Annotated in this window: 9 protein-coding genes and 1 pseudogene; 8 read left to right on the forward strand and 2 right to left on the reverse strand. The window is 42.5% G+C overall.

The genetic code is table 11. The annotated features are described in order from the left end of the window. The first annotated feature begins 565 nt into the window (after positions 1-565). Positions 566-2,326 carry an AAA family ATPase gene (locus BN161_RS16570; RefSeq protein ID WP_044268317.1) on the forward strand — a complete coding sequence of 587 codons (1,761 nt, stop codon included), beginning with the start codon at positions 566-568 and terminating at the stop codon, positions 2,324-2,326. A 267-nt stretch (positions 2,327-2,593) separates the two neighbouring features. Then, the gene (locus tag BN161_RS16575; protein ID WP_044268320.1) at positions 2,594-6,667 is read left to right on the forward strand and encodes a hybrid sensor histidine kinase/response regulator transcription factor; all 4,074 of its coding nucleotides are present in this window, start codon (positions 2,594-2,596) and stop codon (positions 6,665-6,667) included. 32 nt (positions 6,668-6,699) lie between these two features. On the opposite strand, the gene mutS is transcribed toward BN161_RS16575, so the two are convergent. Continuing rightward, positions 6,700-9,288, reverse strand: coding sequence for a DNA mismatch repair protein MutS (mutS, locus tag BN161_RS16580; protein WP_044268323.1), 2,589 nt, complete (start codon positions 9,286-9,288; stop codon positions 6,700-6,702). 414 nt (positions 9,289-9,702) lie between these two features. On the opposite strand from mutS, the gene BN161_RS30610 reads away from it, so the two are divergent. The 3 genes and pseudogenes from BN161_RS30610 (at position 9,703) to BN161_RS16585 (ending at position 13,709) form a co-directional block, all read left to right on the forward strand. After that, positions 9,703-10,215 (forward strand): ligand-binding sensor domain-containing protein, encoded by a 513-nt coding sequence (locus BN161_RS30610; protein ID WP_244436528.1) that lies wholly within the window; start codon positions 9,703-9,705, stop codon positions 10,213-10,215. Further along, positions 10,212-10,262: pseudogene (locus tag BN161_RS30615) on the forward strand (hypothetical protein); the annotation flags it as partial. The gene BN161_RS30610 and the pseudogene BN161_RS30615, both read left to right, overlap by 4 nt. A gap of 69 nt (positions 10,263-10,331) precedes the next feature. Next, complete coding sequence (locus tag BN161_RS16585; protein WP_244436530.1) at positions 10,332-13,709, forward strand: hybrid sensor histidine kinase/response regulator transcription factor; 3,378 nt, start codon at positions 10,332-10,334, stop codon at positions 13,707-13,709. Between the two features lie 17 nt (positions 13,710-13,726). Here BN161_RS16585 and BN161_RS16590 read toward each other — a convergent pair whose 3' ends face one another. Next, complete coding sequence (locus BN161_RS16590; RefSeq protein WP_052356313.1) at positions 13,727-16,387, reverse strand: serine/threonine protein kinase; 2,661 nt, start codon at positions 16,385-16,387, stop codon at positions 13,727-13,729. Positions 16,388-16,667: 280 nt separating this feature from the next. On the opposite strand from BN161_RS16590, the gene BN161_RS16595 reads away from it, so the two are divergent. From BN161_RS16595 to BN161_RS16605, 3 genes are read left to right on the forward strand one after another with little or no spacing between them, the layout of a single operon-like run. Beyond that, a complete protein-coding gene (locus tag BN161_RS16595) occupies positions 16,668-18,011 on the forward strand; it encodes an IPT/TIG domain-containing protein (RefSeq protein WP_044268325.1) in 1,344 nt (447 codons plus the stop codon). A 34-nt stretch (positions 18,012-18,045) separates the two neighbouring features. After that, entirely contained in the window at positions 18,046-21,123 is a 3,078-nt protein-coding gene (locus BN161_RS16600; RefSeq protein ID WP_044268330.1) for a SusC/RagA family TonB-linked outer membrane protein, read from the forward strand. 20 nt (positions 21,124-21,143) lie between these two features. Beyond that, complete coding sequence (locus BN161_RS16605; RefSeq protein ID WP_167332550.1) at positions 21,144-23,150, forward strand: RagB/SusD family nutrient uptake outer membrane protein; 2,007 nt, start codon at positions 21,144-21,146, stop codon at positions 23,148-23,150. Positions 23,151-23,159 lie beyond the last annotated feature (9 nt).

The raw sequence follows: 23,159 nt of genomic DNA on the forward strand, positions 1-23,159 counted from the left end.
CCGGATATCTTTTTATACACATCGCTAAAAAAGTAGAAGCATCTCCTATTTCTACAAAATGAAGGTGCTTTTCGTTGGAAAAGGATGCCGTTCGTGCAGGATATAGACTTCCAAGGTGCAGGACATATAGACCCAGCGCGCTGGATATAAGCGTTGACAAGTTGGATATAAAGTACCGACAGATTGGATATATAGTTCTTGCAAACAGAATATCAACATCTGAAAAACAGCATACGAAATAGCTGCATTTACAGGCATTATCCGGCACATGTAACTCCTTATTTCATGTTTTCAAAAAAGGCTCGTGTTAGCAAAAGAAGAGAAATGGCGTCTTTCTGCAAAAGGAAGACGCCATTTTAGTAACAAGTGGAAGGCCTGCACAGTCTATCTATCAACCTATACCGGGATATTACGGAATGCCGAGGCATGCAGTGCCCAAAAGATAAACCTGAAGTACTTCATAAAATATGTAGTTAGAAACGCATCGTCCCTATAAGAACTTTTGTTATCTTTGTATCGTTGTGTTACAAGGTAACAGATTAAAAAACAATAAGGAGGACAGGAAATGAATCCATTGGACTATATAGTACAGGACAGGAAAAGACTTCCCTACGGAATGATGAACTTTGCAGATATTCGCTGCGACAACTATTATTATGTAGATAAAACCCGCTTCATCCCCATGATAGAGCAGGCAGACCGTTTCTTCTTCTTCATCCGTCCACGACGCTTTGGCAAGAGTCTGACACTGAATATCCTGCAACACTATTATGACGTGAGTACCCGCGATAAGTTTGACGATCTTTTTGGTGACCTCTACATCGGGCAACACCCCACGTCTGACCGCAACAGCTACTTAGTGCTCTATCTCAACTTTTCCGGCATCAATGCCGAACTAAATGATTACCGCAAAGGATTGGATGAGCACTGCGGCACAACCATCGAGAGCTTTTGCAAGAAATATGCCGATCTCCTCCCCCCGGAGACATGGGAAGAACTGCATACCAAAAACGGAGCTGTAGCGCAACTGGAATTCCTCTACCAAGTATGTGAACGCGCCGGACAGAAAATGTACCTTTTCATCGACGAATACGACCATTTCACCAACGCCATCCTTTCCAATCCCGAAAGTTTACGCCGATACACTGACGAGACGCATGGCGAAGGTTATCTGCGTAATCTATTTAACAAAGTGAAGGCAGGAACCTATTCCAGCATCAAGCGCTGCTTCATCACCGGCGTAAGCCCTGTGACGATGGACGACCTGACCAGCGGATTCAACATTGGTACCAACTACTCACTCTCATCGAAATTCAACCAGTTGATGGGTTTCACTGAAGAAGAAGTGCGCGAAATGCTTAACTATTACTCTACAAACAGTCCTTTCCGCCACACCGTGAACGAATTGATAGAGATAATGAAACCTTGGTATGACAATTACTGTTTTGCGCAGGATTGTTATGGCGAAACCACGATGTACAACTCCAATATGGTGCTTTATTTCGTAAAAAACTACATTGATAATGGTAAAGTGCCGCAAAACATGATAGAGAGCAACATCCGCATCGACTATGAGAAGTTGCGCATGCTCATCCGCAAGGACAAGGAATTTGCCCACGATGCCTCCATCATCCAGACTTTAGTGAGCCAAGGTTATATCACCGGTGACCTGAAGGATGGTTTCCCTGCCGTCAGCATCACCAATCCCGATAATTTCGTAAGCCTGCTCTACTACTTCGGAATGCTCACCATCAGCGGAATGCACGAAGGAAAAACCAAACTGACCATTCCCAATATGGTGGTGCAGGAACAACTCTACACCTATCTGCTGAATACTTATAATGATGCCGACCTCAGCTTCAGCAGCTATGAAAAGAGCGAACTATCCAGTGCACTGGCCTATCGGGGTGATTGGCAGTCCTACTTCGGCTACATTGCCGACTGTCTGAAGCGTTATGCCTCACAGCGTGACAAGCAGAAGGGCGAGTTCTTTGTCCACGGCTTCACCCTTGCCATGACTGCTCAGAATCGCTTCTACCGTCCCATTTCCGAACAGGACACACAGGCAGGATACGTCGATATCTTCCTCTGTCCGATGCTGGAGATTTACTCCGACATGACGCACAGTTACATCGTGGAGTTGAAGTATGCCAAGTACAAAGACCCCGAAAACCGCGTGGAAGAACTGCGCCGGGAAGCCATTGCCCAAGCCAACCACTACGCCGACACGGACACAGTGAAACGCGCCATCGGCAACACCCGGCTGCACAAGGTTGTAGTAGTATATAAAGGGATGGAAATGCGGGTGTGCGAGGAAGTGATCTGATTCACCTAAAAGAACTTCCTTGTCTTTCAGACGGCAGTTTCAGTGGAAAAGCCAATGAATGAGGCAACAATGAAAGATGAAAGAGCCTTGCAGATAATTAGTGCATACTGAATTATCTGCTTTTCTTTTAATTGTCACAAAAAAAGATATATGGCTGTAAAACGCACAAAAAAGTCAGAAAAGTATTACTCTTTTTTCTATGCTTCCCAGCCGTATCCTACCATAATTCTCTATCTTTGCAATACCTAATTAGTCCGATATACAGATATGAAAAACAGACACTATTTCCCCCAAGTTTCACTGTTTATTTGCATCTTATGCTGCTTTCCGCATTTGATTCATGCATACAGTCTGCGGCAATTTTCAAACAAAAACGGCTTATCCAACAGTGCTATCTTATCCCTTTACCAGGATCATCAGGGAGTTATCTGGATCGGTTCATGTGATGGTCTGAATATTTTCGACGGCACCAATATCCATGTATATAATCCTGTCAACCCGACGAAAGCCCCATTATCCGGAAACCTGATTAACGACATCATGGAGACTGAAAAGGATGTATTATGGATACAGACCAACTATGGACTGGATCGTCTGGATACCAAACTCCAGACATCTAAAAGCTTTACGGAGTTCAAAGACAAGAACTATATGGCAAAAAGCAGGGATAATGACCTCTTCATTGTAAAAGACGACGGATATATCTATTACTATCAACCGGAAAAGCAACTCTTCCAAAAATTGGAAGTAGCTCAAATAGCATTCGGACACGTATTATCCACTATCATCGACAAAAACAATATTCTATGGGTATTCACTTCGAATAATGACACCCGCAGCTATCAGATAAACAAGAATAAAGAAGGAATAACCCTCACCCCCAGCAATCTTTTCAAGCACCCCGAACAGTTATTATGGGCATTCGCAGAAGAAGATCTGGCCTATTTCATCGATAAAACCTACTCACTCTATGAATATGACTTCGGCAATCAACAGCAATACTTTATTGCAGATCTCAAAGCAGAAGTCGAAACTCGCGGAGAAGTTTCTTCCATCATCAAACAACAAAACGACTATTACATTGGCTTCAAAAGCAGCGGATTGATCGTATTGAAATATATGTCCGATCAGAAAATAAAATACCAGATACAAGATACGGAAATCCATTCCGGCATCTTCTGTCTGATGAAGGACAAATATCAAGATATTGTTTGGATAGGAACAGACGGACAAGGGGTATACATGTATTTCAATGATGCTTTCTCCATTACCAATACACTGCTGGATACTCCTGTATACCAGATAAACAACCCCGTACGTACCGTTTACTACGATGAGGAACAAACCTTATGGATAGGAACCAAAGGAGGAGGTATATTGCGTATCAGGAATTATTCTCCGGAAACCAATGCAGCAGTTTCTTTCGACCGGATCTCCATCAGCAACAGTACCTTAACCGACAACACCGTCTATTGCTTTGCCCCCGGTTCTGCGAACAGGCTATGGATTGGAACGGAAAACGGGCTTAACTACTATTCATACCAGAATAAACAGCTGAAAGCGTTTACAGTGATAGCCGATGGAAAGAAGGTGAAATATGTACACTCCATCAACGAATTAAATGATACCACTTTATGGGTATCCACTGTAGGTGAAGGTATCGTAAAAGTTATTTTGGATAAAGCCGGTAGCTCTCCTTCCGTTAAATCGGCTACCAGAATTGTTCTGGATGACGGGCGTATGGCTTCCAATTATTTCTTTACCTCCTTCCAGGAGAATGATTCTATCCTTTGGTTCGGTAATCGTGGTTATGGAGCCTACCGGCTCAATGTCGAAACCGAACAGCTAACTCCATACAGGTTTGATAATGTAGTGAACAGTCAGACGGCCAATGATATTTTCGCCATTTATAAAAATGAGAAAGGATATTGGCTGGGAACCAGCTCCGGACTACTTCACTTCAATGAAGATTACTCACATTATCATGACAGGGCTGACCTTTTCTCAAACAACACAGTACATGGCATTTTGGAAGACCAGCAAAATAACCTTTGGATCAGCACGAATCAAGGACTGGTAAGGTTCAACCCTAAAACCAATACCGGGCAGACTTACGACCGGGAAAACGGACTGGAAGTCACTGAATTCAGTGATGGAGCTTTCTATAAAGACTTGCGGACCGAAACTTTGTTCTTCGGAGGGACAAACGGATTTGTTACCGTCAAGCCTAACGCTTATATTATGGCAGACTATATGCCTCAAATAAACCTGAAGGGATTATCTATCTTCGGAAAAGAATACAATATTCATGATTTTCTTCACGACAAGAAAGGAAAGAAGATACTTCAGCTGGATTATAGCCAGAACTTCTTCTGTATCGACTTTATGGCAATAGATTATATAAATGGTAACAATTACTCTTATTCTTACAAATTGGACGAAGTAAGCAGCCAGTGGATAGAAAGTGGAATATCGGCCAGCGCCATCTTCTCCAATCTTGCACCCGGACAATATACCTTGTTAGTGAAATACAAGAATAACATGAATGGAAAAGAGTGCGAACCGCAGAAACTTCTGATTCAGATTACTCCTCCCTGGTATTTAAGTAACTGGGCGTATATTCTCTATTTCATATTAACCGCTTTGTTCTGCATTCTTGCTGTTTACAGGATAGTTCATCAATACCGCCGGAAGCAACACCGCATGATTGAGAAATTGAACCGGGAAAAGAAAGAAGAAGTCTATGAGTCCAAGCTGCGCTTCTTTACCAACATCACGCATGAATTCTGTACGCCGCTGACGCTGATTTATGGTCCGTGCGAAAAGATACTTGCCTACCCGCAATCTGATTCGTATATCCGCAAATACGGGAAGATGATACAGCAGAATACAGAAAAACTGAATGGCTTGATTCTGGAACTGCTGGAATTCCGCAGGCTGGAAACCGGTCATAAAGTGCTTTCTATCCAAAGATTATCCGTATCGGACAAACTCCGGAACATAGCGGAATCCTTCTGTGAATTGGCTGAAAATAAGAATCTGAACTATCGGTTGGATATTGAACCGGACATTGAATGGAACACGGATATCAGCTGTTTCAGTAAGATCGTAAATAACCTGATCTCAAATGCTTTCAAATATACTCCGGAAGAAGGGAATATCACCATCGGCCTGAAAGTAGAAAACCAGCTTCTAACCCTTAATATATCCAACTCAGGAAAGGGGATAGCTAAAGAGAATCTTGCAAAGATATTCGATCGCTATAAGATATTGGATTCTTTTGAAATGAATGGCAAGAATTCACGGAATGGGCTGGGATTGGCTATTTGTAAGAATATGGTTACTCTGTTGAACGGTGAAATCAATGTCAGCAGTATTCAGAATGAGATAACGACATTTACAGTCACTTTACCGGAACTATCGCCCACTGCACAGGAAGCGGAAACACCCCAAAAAGTGTATGAAACAGGACCTCTGAATACAAATACGGAGCCCATGGAACTGGAACAGACCGCTGTTAATTTCGACACTTCCAAGCATACGGTTATGATCATTGACGACGATCCTTCTATGCTATGGTTCGTCTCGGAAATATTTGTAGATAAATACAATGTATTATCTTTCAATAACGCTGCAGAAGCTTTTGCCAGCCTGGAACTGAAGCAGCCGGATCTGATTATTTCAGATGTGATGATGCCTGAAATAGACGGACTTTCCTTTGCCCAGAAAATCAAGCAAAACAAGTTATGGAGCCATATTCCACTCATTCTACTGTCTGCCCTTCATCACGAAGACGATCAGGTGAAAGGCATTGAGGCTGGTGCAGAAGTGTATGTGACGAAACCTTTCAATGTAAAATACTTAGAGAAAGTAGTCTACCGGTTGATTAAAAGAGAATCGGACCTGAAAGAATATTATAGTTCCATATTCAGTTCATTCAAAGTGGAAAACGGGAACTGTATCCACAAAGAAGATCAGGAATTCCTGGATAAGGTGATAGAAACCATAGAAAAGAATATCACAAACCCTGACTTATCCGTTGAACTATTGAGCAGTGACCTGGGCTATAGCACCCGTCAGTTCTACCGTAAATTAAAACCTATAACGGACAAATCCCCCGCTGATATCATCAAAGAATATCGCCTCACAATGGCCGAGCGACTGTTGCTGACAAAGAACTATACCATTGAGGAAATAATGGACAAGACAGGTTTCAATAACCGCGGAACGTTCTATAAATTATTCTCCCAGCGTTTCGGTATGCCACCACGCCAATATAGGGAACAGCAGAAAGATAGTGTGAAGAAGGAATTGACAGATATGGATTCTATCAACGGATAACACCACCGGATAAGAATAAAAAAGGGAAGTTTTTACTTCCCTTTTACAATCCTCTTAATATCATTCAACTTATTCAATGCCTCCAGCGGGGTCAGATTATTCACATCCAGATTCAAAATCTCGTCACGTATCTGGCAGAGCACAGGATCTTCCAACTGGAAAAAGCTAAGCTGCATGCCGCCACGCGTCTCTCCTACTTCCGCCATCGGCTTACTTGCAATACCTTGCTGACGATTGTCCGCCTCAAGCTGTTTCAGAATGTCATTCGCACGTTTTACGATACTTTTCGGCATACCCGCCATCTTTGCCACATGGATACCAAAGGAGTGTTCACTACCGCCACGTTCCAGTTTACGTAGGAAAATGACCTTATTATCCACCTCCTTTACGGAAACATTGTAGTTCTTGATACGCTTGAAGCTTTTCTCCATCTCGTTCAACTCGTGATAGTGCGTAGCAAACAACGTACGCGCCTTTGCTTTAGGATGTTCATGGATATGCTCTACAATTGCCCAGGCAATAGAAATACCGTCGTACGTAGATGTACCTCGTCCCAACTCGTCAAAGAGCACCAGACTGCGCGAAGAAAGGTTATTCAAAATATCAGCCGCCTCGTTCATTTCCACCATGAAAGTAGACTCTCCGACAGAAATATTATCACTGGCACCTACACGGGTAAATATCTTATCCACCAAACCGATATGTGCACTCTCGGCAGGTACGAAGCTACCAATCTGTGCCAGCAGCGTTATCAACGCCGTCTGTCTCAGCAATGCAGACTTACCCGCCATGTTCGGACCGGTAATGATGATGATCTGTTGCGAGCTACTATCCAGCACCACATCATTGGCAATGTACTTCTCTCCTATGGGAAGTTGCTTCTCGATAACCGGATGTCGTCCCTGGCGGATATCCAGTACATCGTTGTCTTCGATGACAGGACGTATATAATTATTCTCACGTGCCACATTGGCAAAAGACAGCAAACAGTCCAGACGCGCGATCTGGTTTGCATTCACCTGAATGGCAGGAATAAACTCACTTAAAGCCTGCACCAGTTCCATGTAGAGCTGGGTTTCCAGTATCAATATCTTATCTTCGGCACCGAGAATTTTCTCTTCGTACTCTTTCAGCTCTTGTGTAATGTAACGTTCGGCATTGGCCAAGGTCTGTTTACGTATCCACTCCTGTGGTACCTTATCCTTATGTGTATTGCGCACTTCAATATAGTAACCGAATACATTGTTGTAACCGATTTTCAGACTGGGAATTTCAGTCAGCTCACTTTCCCGTTGCTGTATCTGTAGCAGATAATCTTTACCGGAATAAGCTATCTGGCGTAATTCATCCAATTCGGCATTGACGCCCAACTTCATAACACCACCTTTGTTTATCAGCAACGGAGGATCATTATTAATCTCTTTTTCAATGCGGTCGCGAATGGACTTACAGATATTCAGTTGCTCACCGATACGGTTCAGACTGGCATTATCCGCCTCCATACAAGCTTCCTTAATAGGCTCGATAGCCTGCAAAGCTACCTTTAATGCAACTACTTCACGAGGAGAAACACGTCCTACAGCCACTTTAGAGATGATACGTTCCAAATCGCCTATCAAATGCAACTGTTCTTCGATCAGTTCTTTGAAATCCGGCTGACGAAAGAAGTATTCCACCACGTTCAGACGTTCATTGATAGGCAACACATCTTTCAACGGAAACACCAACCAGCGCTTCAGTAAACGGGCACCCATCGGACTGATAGTCTTATCAATCACATTTAGCAAACTGCTGCCTCCATCATTCATGCTGCCTATCAACTCAAGGCTACGGACCGTGAATTTATCCAGACGGACGTATTTATCTTCTTCAATACGTGCCAAAGAAGTGATATGCCCGATTTGGGTATGCTGCGTCATGATGAGATATTGCAGGATAGCTCCCGAAGCGATGATACCATTCTTGAGATGCTCTACACCAAAACCTTTCAGATTCTTCGTTTCAAAATGCTTCAGAAGTTTCTCCCGGGCGGTAGTCTCTGTAAACACCCAGTCGTCCAGTTCGAAGGTAAAGAACTTACTTCCGAAATTCCCCTCGAACATGCCCCGCTTACCACGCTCAAAAAGTACTTCTTTAGGCGCGAAGTTATTCAATAGCTTGTCTACATAGTCGAAAGGCCCTTCTGCTGTGAGGAACTCACCCGTAGATATATCGAGAAATGCCACACCGCACGTTCCCTTACCAAAATGTACGGCAGCCAGGAAGTTATTCTCCCGGTAATTCAGTATATTATCATTGATGGAAACACCGGGAGTTACCAGTTCCGTAATACCCCGCTTCACCAGTTTCTTGGTCATTTTCGGGTCTTCCAACTGGTCACAGATGGCTACACGCTTCCCGGCACGTACCAGTTTAGGCAGATACGTATCCAGTGCATGATGAGGGAATCCCGCCATTTCAACAGTCTTCCCTTTACCATTGGCACGCTTAGTCAGGGTAATTCCCAGGATTTCGGCTGCAACAACAGCATCGGTAGAATAAGTTTCATAGAAGTCGCCGCAGCGAAACAGCATAACGGCATCAGGATGCTTGGCTTTCAGGTCCAAGAACTGTTTCATCATCGGGGTAAGGGCAATATCTTCTTCGCTCACAGTAGTTGTTCTTTATAAATTTATTAATAGGCAAAAGTGCAGCTTATTTTCGCAGCCATGCAAAGATAATTCTTTTTTAGAAAACAAGTGCTGAGGGGGCTCAAATCCTTAGTAAGCCTTAACAAAAACAATGTTTTTGCTAAAACATGTTATGAAACACTCTTTTTTATTTGTTTTATTTGCAGATATCCCAGAAGTCCGTATCTTTGCACTGTGTTTTTCATAGTATTAGATTTAAGGTTAACAAAGGTTGGAGTACAGCGGTACTCCTTTTTTTATGCCCATACTTTACAGGAAGGTTCACAAAAATGCCATTTTGATTGAAGTATTGCCAATAATACCCTATTTTTGCAATCGTCACCAAAGAAAACACCTTGTAACATTATGGAAAACAGAATTCATCGTACAGAAATTCAGATATATGTATCCCCCTTTCTCATTGTCATCTTCCTATTAATGAGCATTTCCTCATATGCACAGCAAATAATAGCCAAACAAATGCCTTTTCTAGAACAGCTGCCTTCCAATGAAGTAATAGACTTACATCAGGATCAGAATGGATTCATCTGGTTAGGGACTAAAAACGGCTTAGGACGATATGACGGATACCAACTCCAGACTTTCAAATCAGATTTTAACCAGCCTCATTTATTAACCGATGACTTCATCTGGTGTTTTGCTGAAGATGATAATTGCCTGCTGGTAGGAACAAGACAAGGGGTTAATTTGGTGGATAAGAGTAACTATCAGATACGGCCATTCCCAGATACAGAAATCCAGAATACATGGATAAACTTCATGTTGGTAGATAGCCGGAAAGAACTATGGATATGTACCCGTAATCAGGTTTCTCACTATAATTCCGACTATTCGTTGAAGAAGGCTACGGAAATTTGATCCCGGCGGTTCCCAATAATGGTATAAACTCAATATATGAAGATCATTTCGGCAATATATGGGTATGCACATGGGGAGGAGGTTTATATAAGTATCTCAAGAATACAGATACATTTATGAGTTTCCCTACACTCGGAGCGAATAATAATCCGTTTAAAATATTTCAGGACAGAGATGACCAATATTGGATATTGACTTGGGGAGACGGTATCTACCGTTTTCATCCGGATGCAACAGAGGATAAAATGTACACGCATCAAGAAATCTTCAATGAAAAACTGCACCTGCCTGAAACCGCCTTCTTCAGTGTAGTACAAGATGATGTTTACGGCTATATATGGGTATTCGGCTACCACGAACTCTATGCTTTCAAAGTGGTGGACGGACATCTGGAAAAAGTGGACCTCAGCTCGTATATGTTCGATTATAACAAAATGTTCAGCCAGATCATTAAAGACAGGGAAGGCAACCTTTGGGCCGGGGCTTATGACAGCGGGTATCACTTGCTAATGGGAAATCCTGCCATAGCTAATAACTTCCTGCCCAAACTGAAAAGACATGTAGGTTTCGACACGAATATAACCACTCTGGGTATTGACCCCAACAATGGGCTCTGGTTCAATCAGGAACGTTGGGGACTCTGCTGGTATGACATAGAACAGGATAAATTCTATGACTACTCAAATACAAATTCCGGAGTGCATAATGTAGGATATATCCTCCGTTCGAAACAGCCGGGAGAATTCTGGTTGGGATGCAGAGACCAGCCTACTCTCTACAAAGCAAAACTAAACAGTAAAAGAGAAATTGAGTACCTACTGGCAAAGGACTTATATACACCAAAGGGGACTACAGGCAACATTACATCCATGTATGAAGACAGTAAGGGAAATTTATGGGTAGCTACCACCGGACAGCTCTATCTAAAACCGGACGGCAAAGACTTTATCATCCCCGAATTCTCTATGCCCAACATTACATCTATTGCAGAAGACGGACACGGTAACATCTGGTTGGCAACCGAAGATTCCGGTTTACATAAGGTTTCTTTAGAGGATAAACTGAAACCGATTAAACAATACTCAACCCAGAATTCATCCTTACCCAGTAACAATATTGATAAGATAGTGATCCAGGAAAACCATCTATGGATCGCCACTACTCAAGGTTCCATCCTGAAAATGGATCTCAACTCAGAGACAATGAAGGACTTCAGTAGCTCATGCGGAATGACCGGACAGTCTATTTTAGGGATGAAACATGACAGGAATACCCTTTGGATACTAACAAACCGACAATTGACTGCCTATGATATCCAGTCAGATAGATACATTCATTATTCAAATTCAGACGAATCCGTTCAGATAAACTCGTTCAAGAAGGACGTCATAGACTTGTTCAACGGCAGGCTTTATGCCGGTGGGCATGGTGGCTTTGTATCGATGGCTTCCTCAAAATTCCCGTCTAAGAAGATCAATTCCAATCCGGTCATCATAACAGATATCAAAGTATCCAATAATTCTTTCTTCTTCAATCCCCAGCGCCAGTCGAAAGATTTATCAACCCGAAGCATCTGGTTGGAGCCCGAAGATAACAATCTTGAAATCTTCTTCTCCGCTCTTCAATTTACAGCAACATCGAGAATAAGATACGCCTACAAGATGGATGGCGTGGACAAAGAGTGGGTATACACCGAAACCGGTAATCGGTCGGCTTTCTACAATAAAATTCCTAAAGGATATCATACTTTCAAGGTACGCTCTACGGATGAATACGGCTACTGGAAAGACGACGTCACAGAACTGCGTATCTATAAAAAGCCGGCTTGGTACGAAACATGGTGGGCATACGGTACCTATATAACTCTCATCATTCTGATCCTTTATTCCATCATTTTCTATTACCTGCACAGGGTAAGACGGTCCGACCAGGTTAGATTCCAGAAAGAACTGACCAAGACTAAACTGGAATATTTCACCCATATAAGCCATGAACTGCTCACCCCGCTCACTACCATCAGTTGCGTAGCAGATGATTTGGAAGAAACAAAGGCATCTCCACAGGAAGATGTACATATATTGAAAAGTAATGTGCTCCGCTTAAAACGCTTAATCCAGCAAGTGCTAGATTTCCGGAAAGTAGAAAACGACTCGTTTGTACTCACCCCTACCTATGGCAATATCAGCAGCTTCATCCGTGAAATCTACCATACAGGCATACGACCGATCATTGAAAAGAAAAACCTTCATTTCAGTCTTCATCTGAAAGAAAAAGACATTTGGGGATATATGGACTTTGACAAAATAGACAAGGTTCTGTACAACATACTCTCGAATGCGGCCAAATATACACCTGCCGATAAAAAAGTAGAGCTGAATGTATCGACTCTGCAAAAGGATAATTCCCGATTCCTCCGGATAGAGGTGCAGGATGAAGGAATAGGCATAGACCAGAAAGAAATATCCAAGATATTCACTCCATTCTATGTGAACAAAACAGCTTATGCACCTCAATCAAACGGTGTAGGGCTTTCATTAACCAAGAAACTAGTAACCTTGCATAAAGGAGACATCCAGGTAGAAAGCAGCATCGGAGAAGGTTCCAGATTCACCGTTCTAATCCCTATCGACCGGAATTATTATCCGGAGATAAAGGACATTATCGAAACCAGTAAAATACCGTCAATAGTACCGAATGATGCAACAGAAGATACAGAAGAGAAAGAAGGTACGATATTACTGGTAGATGACAATGAAGAGTTCCTGCTATTGATGAAAAGAAAGTTGGCAACACACTACAATATACTCACTGCTACGAATGGGAAAAAAGCATTGGAAATTGTAAGAAGCGAAGACGTAGACCTGATGGTCAGTGACTATATGATGCCCGAAATGGATGGAATCGAGCTCTGTGCAACAATGAAACAGGACATCAACACCAGTCATATACCGGTGCTGATGCTTACGGCAAAGAATTCTGTGGAAGACCAGGTGAAATGTTTCAATGCAGGAGCAAACGGCTACCTGACGAAACCATTTGAAATGAAGATGCTGAATGCACGCATCGACAATCTGATGAAATCCAACCAGAAGCGACAAGAGAAGTTCAGAGTCGATACGGAAATCAATGTTGTAGCACTGGAATATCAGAGTACCGACGAGCAGTTCCTGGAAAAAGCCATCGAATGTGTTGAGAAGTATCTGGTTGAATCAGATTTTGATATAGATGCTTTCGCTTCAGAACTTAATGTCTCCAAATCCACCCTAAACAGGAAAATGAAGGTTATGACCGGGCTTTCACCTGTTGAGTTTATCCGGAATATCAGACTTAAACATGCCTGTACAATACTAAAAAAGCCTTTTGTGAATATATCCGAAGTGGCTTATGCCGTAGGTTTCTCCAATCCTAAATACTTCAAAAAATGCTTCAAAAACGAATTTGGTATGACTCCCACTGAGTATCAGAAAAAAGAAGAAGAGAAATCTTCAATCTAGATACTTTGAAAGGTGTCTTATGAATAAGACATAAATGCCAACCAGCCCACAAGCCACAGAGAAATAGCTGTATAAAAAGAGAATTCAAAGGCGCAATCTTTCAGATATCTGTTATATTGCGTCAATTCACTGCCAATAGAAGATTCAAATTTCGTCTCCATATCTGTTCTGAAAGCAAAATACAAAGGTTCAACAACCTTCTCCTCAAAAGTAAGGTTTAACAAGTGATTATACTTTTTCCGCTTGACAGGGAAAGTGAAATAACAGCTTTTTATCAGAAAATAAGTAGGAATAAGCAATATCCCTGCTAATAAGTAAGGCGCCTGAGGCAGAAATACTTCCAATATAAAATATACGGTATAATAAATCATTGCTCCCAAAAGAGAACCCATAACAATACTTCCAATCAAGGCTGCATTAGCCACAAAATAAATCAGAATAATAAAAATGACGGATATCGTTACAATCGTTTCGACAGAACAAACGGGCAACGGATTCTCCGTAAACGGAAGCCCATACACGACTAATGTAAATACAGAGATTAAAACAGGAATAATACAGAATATTGCCAGCAAAACAGGCACAGATGCAAGTATCCTGTTATACATACGTATATCCCGAAGGTTCGTATTCAAAAAATCCGTGGCAACACGAAAGCCAGAGACGGCCGCATCTTTACTATCTATTTTTTCGATGAATTCGAGGTATTTTACAGTTTCCTGCTCATAAGTAAATTTGGGAGAAAGATCCTTAAAAGGGTCTTCCTGAAAAAAGACAGTCAGCCAGTCCTTCAGATATCCGTTTTCCAGTTCATTCCTGAGTTCTTTCCAGGGAATAGCCTTCAAATCCTCCAGATCAGTTACATATTTATCGCTATCCTTGAAATAATAATAAGGCAAAGCTCCCAACCCTTTAATCATCTTGAAAGTAGCGATGATCCAGTTATAAGGTCCCGCTTTTCGAAGATTATCTTTAGATTCCAGTTCAAAACAGTAACTTATCCACTCAACCTTATCTTCATACACTTCCTTAGATTTCAGATAGAAATAAAGCCGCGAACCTTTCATACCCGAAAACATTCTGAGGATATTATCAACAGATTCGTGGTTCACATCATTCTCAGATGTATCCTTATAAACCATCAACTGTTGATTGATGAATTGGGCTATTTGCGTATACGTGAAATAATAATCACTTGCGGTTTCATCCATTTGCAGGGTGAAGGAAACTTTGGGATTTAAGTTATAAAGTACACCATAAGTCACGGCAGCATCGGATGTAGTGAAGCCTTCTAATTGAGTGCGTATCTTTTCTACTAATTCTTTATCACGGGCAGAAAGCCAGATCAGGAATGATTCTTCTGCCAGGTCATTCCACGAATCAGAGCTCAGAATGTTATTAGAAACATAATAAAGAATTTCCCCCGGAGTATTACAGTGTCCCGAATTTCCCTTTTCATCGGTCAATTCATAAGGACGCGAAGGATCAAGGGTATAGATCAAACGCCACAAAGCTTCCCGTTGTCGCCCCTCCTCATTGAACAACGGCGTAACTTTATCTGTAAGCTGATTCAAGCCGCGAGCATTGAAAAAAAGAAAAAGGGAATCATTAGAATTCACCAATGCCGTCTGATAGGTATTAAAATTCTTAATAAGAGATTGGGCTATTCCCTCAACTGTAGTTTGCGGACGTCCATCAATATCATAATAGGGCATATCCAATACACTTTCTCCCTGGGCCCAACAACCAATTTCAGCAAAACCATAACGTTTTTCCGGCTGTGGTGCAGTCAATGCTCTTATCAATTGCAACGTATGTTCGGACAAGTCTGTTGGAAAAGGTAAATCCCCCGTACGTTTACGCTGCATCAATTCAAATTCTCTCTCTTTAAATTCTTTCTCCCCCATCCACAGGCAAAGTAACACCATGCCAAGAGAGTAGAAATCACTCTTCGTATCAATCTCCACTCTGTTCTCACCGGGAACCGTATAATACATTTCAGGAGCTGCATAGATGCGAGTGCGTGCTTGGTCAGTACAGGCCACTCCATCCTGATCACATCTTACTGATATGCCAAAGTCTCCCAGCAACACTTGCTTTCGACTTTCATCGGCAAAAAAGAAGTTACCCGGCTTAATGTCACGATGAATGAACCCATGCTTATGGCAGAAATCAATGGCAGCGGCTGCCTGTTTAGCTATTTCACAAAGCTTCCTTTCATTTCCCTTCAAGTTTATCTTATCCAGAGACCCGCCGCTACAATAGGTCATTATTTCATAATGCCTCAATTCATCGGAAACATGTGGATTATTCCACTGGCCGTGATCTATAATATCTACCAATAAACCGGAATGTGGAGTTTGTCTGATAATTTCCAGAATATGGTGATTAGGGGGAGGTTCAATGCCAGCATAATAGAGCTTCAAGACATATTTTTCACCCTTATTTTCCACCAAAAAGATCTGTGCTTCTCCCGTCCCTTCTGAAAGGATATCTATCACTTTGTAGTTCAGCCCACCAATTAAATACTCCCTATCATGTTGACGGGTGATAATCTCAATATCTTTTTGCTGTTCGGCGCGCAGGGTTTTATCCGCACTATCTGCTGGGCGGAGAGTCATATTATGATCCGCATCACCAGGACGCAATGTTTTATCAATATCTCCCAAGTCGCTCATAGTCCTATATAAATTACAGATTTTAAACTTCCAAAGATATCATTTATTCATGGAATACGATGAATACATATAAAAAAACGCACGGATTCTCATAAAATAAGTGTCTTTTTGACGCAGTTAAGGTATACAAATAACGCATTCCCCGCTCTGTACCCCTTTCTGCCTCATTTGAGTACTCTTCCCAGTTCTTTTCTATATTTATTTGCACCGGCCTTAAAGACGGTAAATCAGCAATAAGGACAAAAAGTTTCAGTGACCAATCCTTTAAATAATAATATATATGAAAGACAAATTTCTTAAATCAATCCAAAGAAAGAGCTGGCTGTTGCTGGCCTTGTTCTTCATCAGCAGTTGTAGCAATGAAGACATCGTGAAACATCCCGTCATCACCAACAAGTATGATCCCTCAAAGCCTCAGGCACTGACCGGCTTTATCCCGGAAAAAGGTGGAATAGGTGACAAAATCATTGTTCAGGGAAACTTCGGTACAGACCTGTCCAAGATGAAAGTGATCTTTGCCGATACCAAAGAGGCTAACATCATATCAAGTGACGGAACTTCTATTTACTGTACCATACCTAAACAACCAGGCGGTAATAATTCTGTTAAAGTCGTTGTAGACGATAAAGAGCTTACCATCGACAAGACATTTGCCTACACGCAGGCACAGAAAGTTTCTACAGTTTGCGGAACCTACAATAAAAGAGGAGATACCGATGGAAACATCTACGATGCACTATTCAATAATGTATTTGCTGTCGGTATAGTGGCAGGAGATAACATTGTAGCAGTAGAGTCGGACAAGCAACGGGTACGCCTGATTTCTGAGAGCGAAAACCTGGTTACAACCCTGATAAGCGGATTCAAAGCAGGTAAACCTGCAATCAATAAAACCCGTGATAAAATGTATTTTATTGATGTCAAATCAGCTAAAGTATATATCCTGCGCCGTGAAAATAGCTGGCAGCCGGAGCTATTGCGCGAAGGTATCACCGAATTATCCGCTAACAGTGGTGAAACCTGGTCCTGCGTTATTGACGATGAAGAAAAATACCTCTATACAAGAAATCACCTAGGCATCTTCGTACGTATCAATCTGACAGAAAAAGATGATAGCGGACAGTACAAAGTAGAAAAACTCCTTGAACACCGCTGGGACTTTGAAGCTTGGGTTTCCGACCATTGTAGCTATCTGGCTTATAGCCGTGTAGAAGATTGCTTCTATTTTGCAGAGGACAGGACACATGCCGTATACCGGATTAAACAGAACGCCAATGGCACATGGTCGGACGAAAGATATGCCGGAAACGGCTGGCCTAACCAAACCAATACGGAAGGTTATCGGGAAGACATACAGTTTGCCTGGCCAAATGGAGTAACTGTTGACAATGAAGGCAACATATATGTAGTAAACGCAGGCGGACAATCCATCCGAAAGATATCCTACCCGGACGGCTACGTAACAATCGCTGCCGGCGGCACCATGTCGGGCGAAACAGAAACAGACGGACTCCCACTGGAATGTACATTCCTATATCCCAAAGATATAGCTATGGATTCTGAAGAAAACTTCTATATAGCCGGAGGTGCAGGATTGAATGTGCGTAAACTCGCTATAGAATAAACCCCTTCCCGTAAATCAATAAATAAACTAATATATGAAAAATAGATTTTTCCTTATACTTTCATTCCTATTGCTTGCAAGTGTGCTTCCACTTGCCGCACAGAATGGTTTCACCGTATCCGGTATTGTAATGACGGAGCAAGGTGAAGAATTACCCGGTGTTACGATTCAATATAAAAACAATCCTTCCAAAGGAGCTATCACGGATGTTGATGGTAATTTCCGCATAGACAATGTTCCCGCCAATACAGTATTGGTGTTTACCTACATAGGTTATGCACCCCAGGAACTGGTGGTAAACGGAAATAAAACCAAGCAAAAGATTGCACTGAAAGAAATTGTAAATGAGACCGATGAGGTAGTGATTGTAGGTCGGGGTACTCAACGTAAAATCTCGGTAGTAGGTGCGGTAACTAATGTAAAGGCATCTGATTTACAAGTTCCTTCATCCTCGGTAACAAACATGTTGGGAGGTCGTGTACCGGGCATCATTGCCGTAACCCGAAGCGGTGAGCCTGGCAATGACTTTTCTGAATTCTGGATTCGTGGTATCAGTACTTTCGGTGCAGGTGCATCCGCTTTAGTGTTGATTGACGGTGTGGAAGGCGACCTGAATATACTTGATCCTGCCGATATTGAAAGCTTCACCATCCTGAAAGATGCTTCCTCTACAGCAGTATATGGTGTACGCGGCGCCAACGGTGTGGTACTCGTTACAACAAAGCGCGGTAAATCGGGTAAACTGAATATCAGTGTGAAAAGTAATGTCGGGCTTTCCTATTCTGCACGCAATCCCGAATATGTGGACGGATATACATACGCACAACTGGCCAACGAAGCCTCCGTTGTACGAGGTGGACGTCCTGTATATAGTAATGCCGAGTTAAACCTGATAGAAACAGGACTGGACCCGGATTTATATCCCAATGTAAACTGGCGCGATGTCATGCTGAAAGATTATGTATGGAACAATCAGCATCACATCAGTATCAATGGTGGTGGAACGAATGCACGTTACTACATGAGTGTGGGCCTCCAACACAAGGATGCTATCTATAAGCAAGATAAAGGAATTAAAAACTATGATAATAGTGTAGGTTATAATAAATACAATTTCCGCGCAAATATCGATGCTAACCTAACCAAAAGTACTATTATTGAGCTGGGCTTATCAACAGAGATTGTAACCAACTCTTTCCCCGGATATGCCAATGATACGAAAGCCTTGTGGCAAACACAAGCCAACCTGACCCCTGTGACCGTTCCGGTACTTTATTCGGATGGTTCGCTTCCAGCCTACGGTGCCAGTGCTGACCAACAGAACCCATATATCTTACTAAACTATACAGGTTATAAGAAGAGAAATGAAACGACAAGCAGTATCCGCCTACGCCTTGAACAAGATTTTGACCAATGGATAAAAGGTCTGAAGGCGGAAGCCACCATGTCTATCAATAATTACTCAGCCTTAACGCAGTCTCAAACAAAAACTCCGGCACTCTACTATGCACAAGGAAGAAATAAAGACGGCTCCTTAAATCTGATAGAAAAAGTAGCCAAAACAGATGATAAATACGAGTCTACCAATCTGTCTACACGGAAAATCTATTTTGACGCCCGTGTTAACTATAACCGCCTGTTCAATAATGATCATCGCGTAACCGGATTAGCCGATTTTTATATGGAAGACTTCATTACCGGTGAAGCGCAAACACTTATCGCATCTATCCCAAAACGGTATACAGGTTTGGCTGGGCGTGCAACCTACTCTTACAAAGATACCTATTTCCTGGAAGGCAACATCGGCTATACCGGTTCAGAAGCATTTGAGAAAGGACAGAAGTTCGGCGTATTCCCAGCCATCTCAGCAGGTTGGGTACCTACACAATATGAATGGGTGCAGAAGAACTTGTCTTTTATCAATTTCTTCAAGATCAGAGCTTCATATGGTATCGTAGGTAACGACCGACTTGGTAACGACACACGTTTTCCGTTCCTTTCCACCATGACCGAAGGTAGTGGAACCGGCATCTGGGGAAGTGGCAAGAATATAGCAGAAAGCCAGGAGGCTTCCCAAAACTTACGCTGGGAAAAAGCAAAGAAATTCGATATAGGTATTGACGGACAACTCTTTAATAGTAGTGTGGAATTTACAGTCGATTTTTTTAGTGAACGTCGTACTGGAATTTTCCAGCAACGTGCAAGTATTCCCGATGAAATGGGATTGGCTACGTTGCCTTGGGCAAACGTAGGCGAAATGAAAAGTTGGGGAGCGGATGGTAACATCTCATACACTTACCGGTTCAAAAATGATATGAGCCTGACAGGACGCGCCAACTTCACTTACTCTAACAATAAACTGCTTGAATACGAACAAAGCGGAATTAAATATCCCTACCAAGCATGGAAAGGAACACCTTGGGGAACTCAACGCGGATTAGTTGCCCTAGGACTATTCAAAGACCAGGCAGATATCGATTCAAGCCCCAAACAAACCTTCGTAACCAATGTAATGCCGGGTGATATCAAATACAAAGATATCAATGGCGATGGTAAAATTGACAGTTACGATGAAGTACCCATCTGCTATTCCAAAGTTCCACGTCTGCAATACGGTTTCGGTCTGGAATTTCATTGGAAAAGACTGACTGTAAGTGCTCTGCTTGAAGGAGTAGGCCAAGTGAACTTTCTGTATGGAGGCAGTGGTTTTCACCCTTTCAACGGTGGACAAACAGGAAACGTACTCGGTATTGTAGCAGATGCCGGCAATCGCTGGACACCGGCTTCTTATTCCGGAACCAAAGACACAGAGAATCCGAATGCCCGTTTTCCGCGTCTCACTTACGGAGAAAACAAAAACAATAATCAGGCATCCACATTCTGGATTGCAGACGGATCTTATGTACGCTTGAAGAATGTACAGATTATGTATGACATCACTCTGCCATGCTTCAAGAAGATCGGCTTGCAAGGTTGCCAGATCAGCTTGATCGGTGATAACCTTCACTGCTGGGACAAAATCAAACTATGGGATCCGGCACAAGCATCCGACAACGGTGCGGTATACCCGCTACAACGTGTATTTACCATACAGGCAAATCTTCAGTTCTAAACCTAAAAAACGATATGATTATGAATACCAAATATACATTTAAAGCTCTTCTTTGTGGCATATCCATTTGGGCAGGGATGAGTCTCGGATTAACCTCATGCGAGTCTTATCTGGATGTGGATTCTTACTTCTACGACCAGACAAATATTGATTCAATCTTTCAAAGTAAAGTTCGCGTCAATGAATACATTAACGGCATTGCCACCATACTACCGGATGAAAGTAAACTGTTCACCTCCTCTTATTTCCCGTTCGGCATGGGTTCTGACGAATGCTTCGCATCATGGGCGGACGATTATGGAAAAAATGAAAAAGACCCTTACAGACATGCCGCAATGGCTCTGTTGCTGGGAGATGAAACTCCCCAAAGCGCGAACTATAATAACTGGGGAAGCTTTTATAAAGGTATCCGCAAAGCCAACATCGTGTTGACCCGCATCAGCGAATGCAAAGACTTGTCGGATATGGAACGCCGTGACTATACAGGACGCACTTACTTCTTACGCGGATATTTCTATTTCAGTTTGCTGCGCCAATACGGACCGGTGCCTATCGTTCCCGACAAGCCTTTCGATGCCGATACCCCATCCGACGAAGCCTCTATCGAACGAAGCACGTACGATGAGTGCATAGACTACATCTGTAGTGATATGGAAAAGGCTGCGGAGTTCCTTCCGGATTCTCGTACACAACAATTCCAGTATATTGCAAGCAAAGGTGCAGCATTAGCGGTAATCTCTCGCTTACGCCTTTATGCGGCAAGCCCATGGTATAACGGAAATACCCGCTATGCGGACTGGAAAACAGCCGATGGGCGGAATTTCATTTCTCAAAACAATGATAACTCTAAATGGGGTGTAGCCGCTGTAGCTGCCAAACGAATCATTGATATGGGAAAATACGCACTCTATACAACTGCCCGTACAGAAAGAACACAGGAACTCCCGTCCAATATTTCACAGGCTGGTTTCCCTGATGGAGCCGGTAATATCGATCCTTACGCATCTTACAAGAACCTGTTCGATGGTTCTGTGAATGCAGAGTTAGTTCCGGAATATATTTATTATTGCAATGCCATAGTGAAAGAGAACTCTCCTCAATGGCTGGCGACGCCTACCGCTCTGGGAGGTGCCAACGGTATAAATCTCTGTATGGATTTGATTGATTCCTACAAAATGATAGATGGATATGACATTCACCATTCCAGCGCAAACTATCCTTACCCTGATGCTTCTCATGCAGGTGATCCGATAGATATTGCTTACAGAGTATCTGACGGCTATACCGTGAATGGCAATGTAGCCAAAGTAGATGCCTACCGTGAACCTCGCTTTTACGCAACCATAGGATATAATCATTGTATCTGGCCTGGAACTTCTTATGTAGGCAATGACCCGGTAACAAATGTGGAAGTGACTTATTACTCTGATGGTAATGCAGGCCCCCTTCCCGAATATCCGGACAACTACAACCGTACAGGCTATACCCTCCGCAAATACATCAATCAGGAAGATAACATGAAAGGCTCCAGTCGTGCCAAAACATTTGCTGTATTCCGTTATGCGGAAATCCTCCTCAACTATGTAGAAGCTTTAAATGAATTGGAAGGAAGTTATACGGATGAAGCCACAGGTATCACCGTGGCCCGCAATACAGAAGAAATAAAGAAATATTTCAATATGATACGTTATCGTGCCGGTATGCCGGGCATTACCGATGCCGAACTGAACAGCAGAGATGACATGCGTGAAGCCATCAAGCTGGAACGTAAAGTGGAGTTTGCCCTCGAAGGACTTCGCTATCACGATTTACGCCGTTGGGGCGATGCGGACGCAGCTTATAATACAAAGATTATCGGTTGGAACACCAAAGCCAGAGTAAACAACCGTACCGGATTCTACACCCGTACAATATGGGATTCAGAGAGAATACAGAAGCGTGTATTTACACAGAAGATGTACTTCTTCCCCATCCCACAGACAACGTTGGATCATAATGCAAAACTGGTTCAGAATCCAGGCTGGTAATTAACTTCA

The sequence above is a fragment of the Bacteroides timonensis genome (assembly GCF_000513195.1).
Classification (GTDB): Bacteria; Bacteroidota; Bacteroidia; order Bacteroidales; family Bacteroidaceae; genus Bacteroides; species Bacteroides timonensis.

Bases quoted from the DNA above. Each gene is read 5' to 3' on its own strand.
- mutS (WP_044268323.1), bottom strand. From the start codon at position 9,288: ATGATGAAACAGTTCTTGGACCTGAAAGCCAAGCATCCTGATGCCGTT.
- BN161_RS16600 (WP_044268330.1), top strand. From the start codon at position 18,046: ATGAAAAATAGATTTTTCCTTATACTTTCATTCCTATTGCTTGCAAGT.
- BN161_RS16575 (WP_044268320.1), top strand. From the start codon at position 2,594: ATGAAAAACAGACACTATTTCCCCCAAGTTTCACTGTTTATTTGCATC.
- BN161_RS16570 (WP_044268317.1), top strand. From the start codon at position 566: ATGAATCCATTGGACTATATAGTACAGGACAGGAAAAGACTTCCCTAC.
- BN161_RS16590 (WP_052356313.1), bottom strand. From the start codon at position 16,387: ATGAGCGACTTGGGAGATATTGATAAAACATTGCGTCCTGGTGATGCG.
- BN161_RS16585 (WP_244436530.1), top strand. From the start codon at position 10,332: ATGAGTTTCCCTACACTCGGAGCGAATAATAATCCGTTTAAAATATTT.
- BN161_RS30610 (WP_244436528.1), top strand. From the start codon at position 9,703: ATGGAAAACAGAATTCATCGTACAGAAATTCAGATATATGTATCCCCC.
- BN161_RS16595 (WP_044268325.1), top strand. From the start codon at position 16,668: ATGAAAGACAAATTTCTTAAATCAATCCAAAGAAAGAGCTGGCTGTTG.
- BN161_RS16605 (WP_167332550.1), top strand. From the start codon at position 21,144: ATGAATACCAAATATACATTTAAAGCTCTTCTTTGTGGCATATCCATT.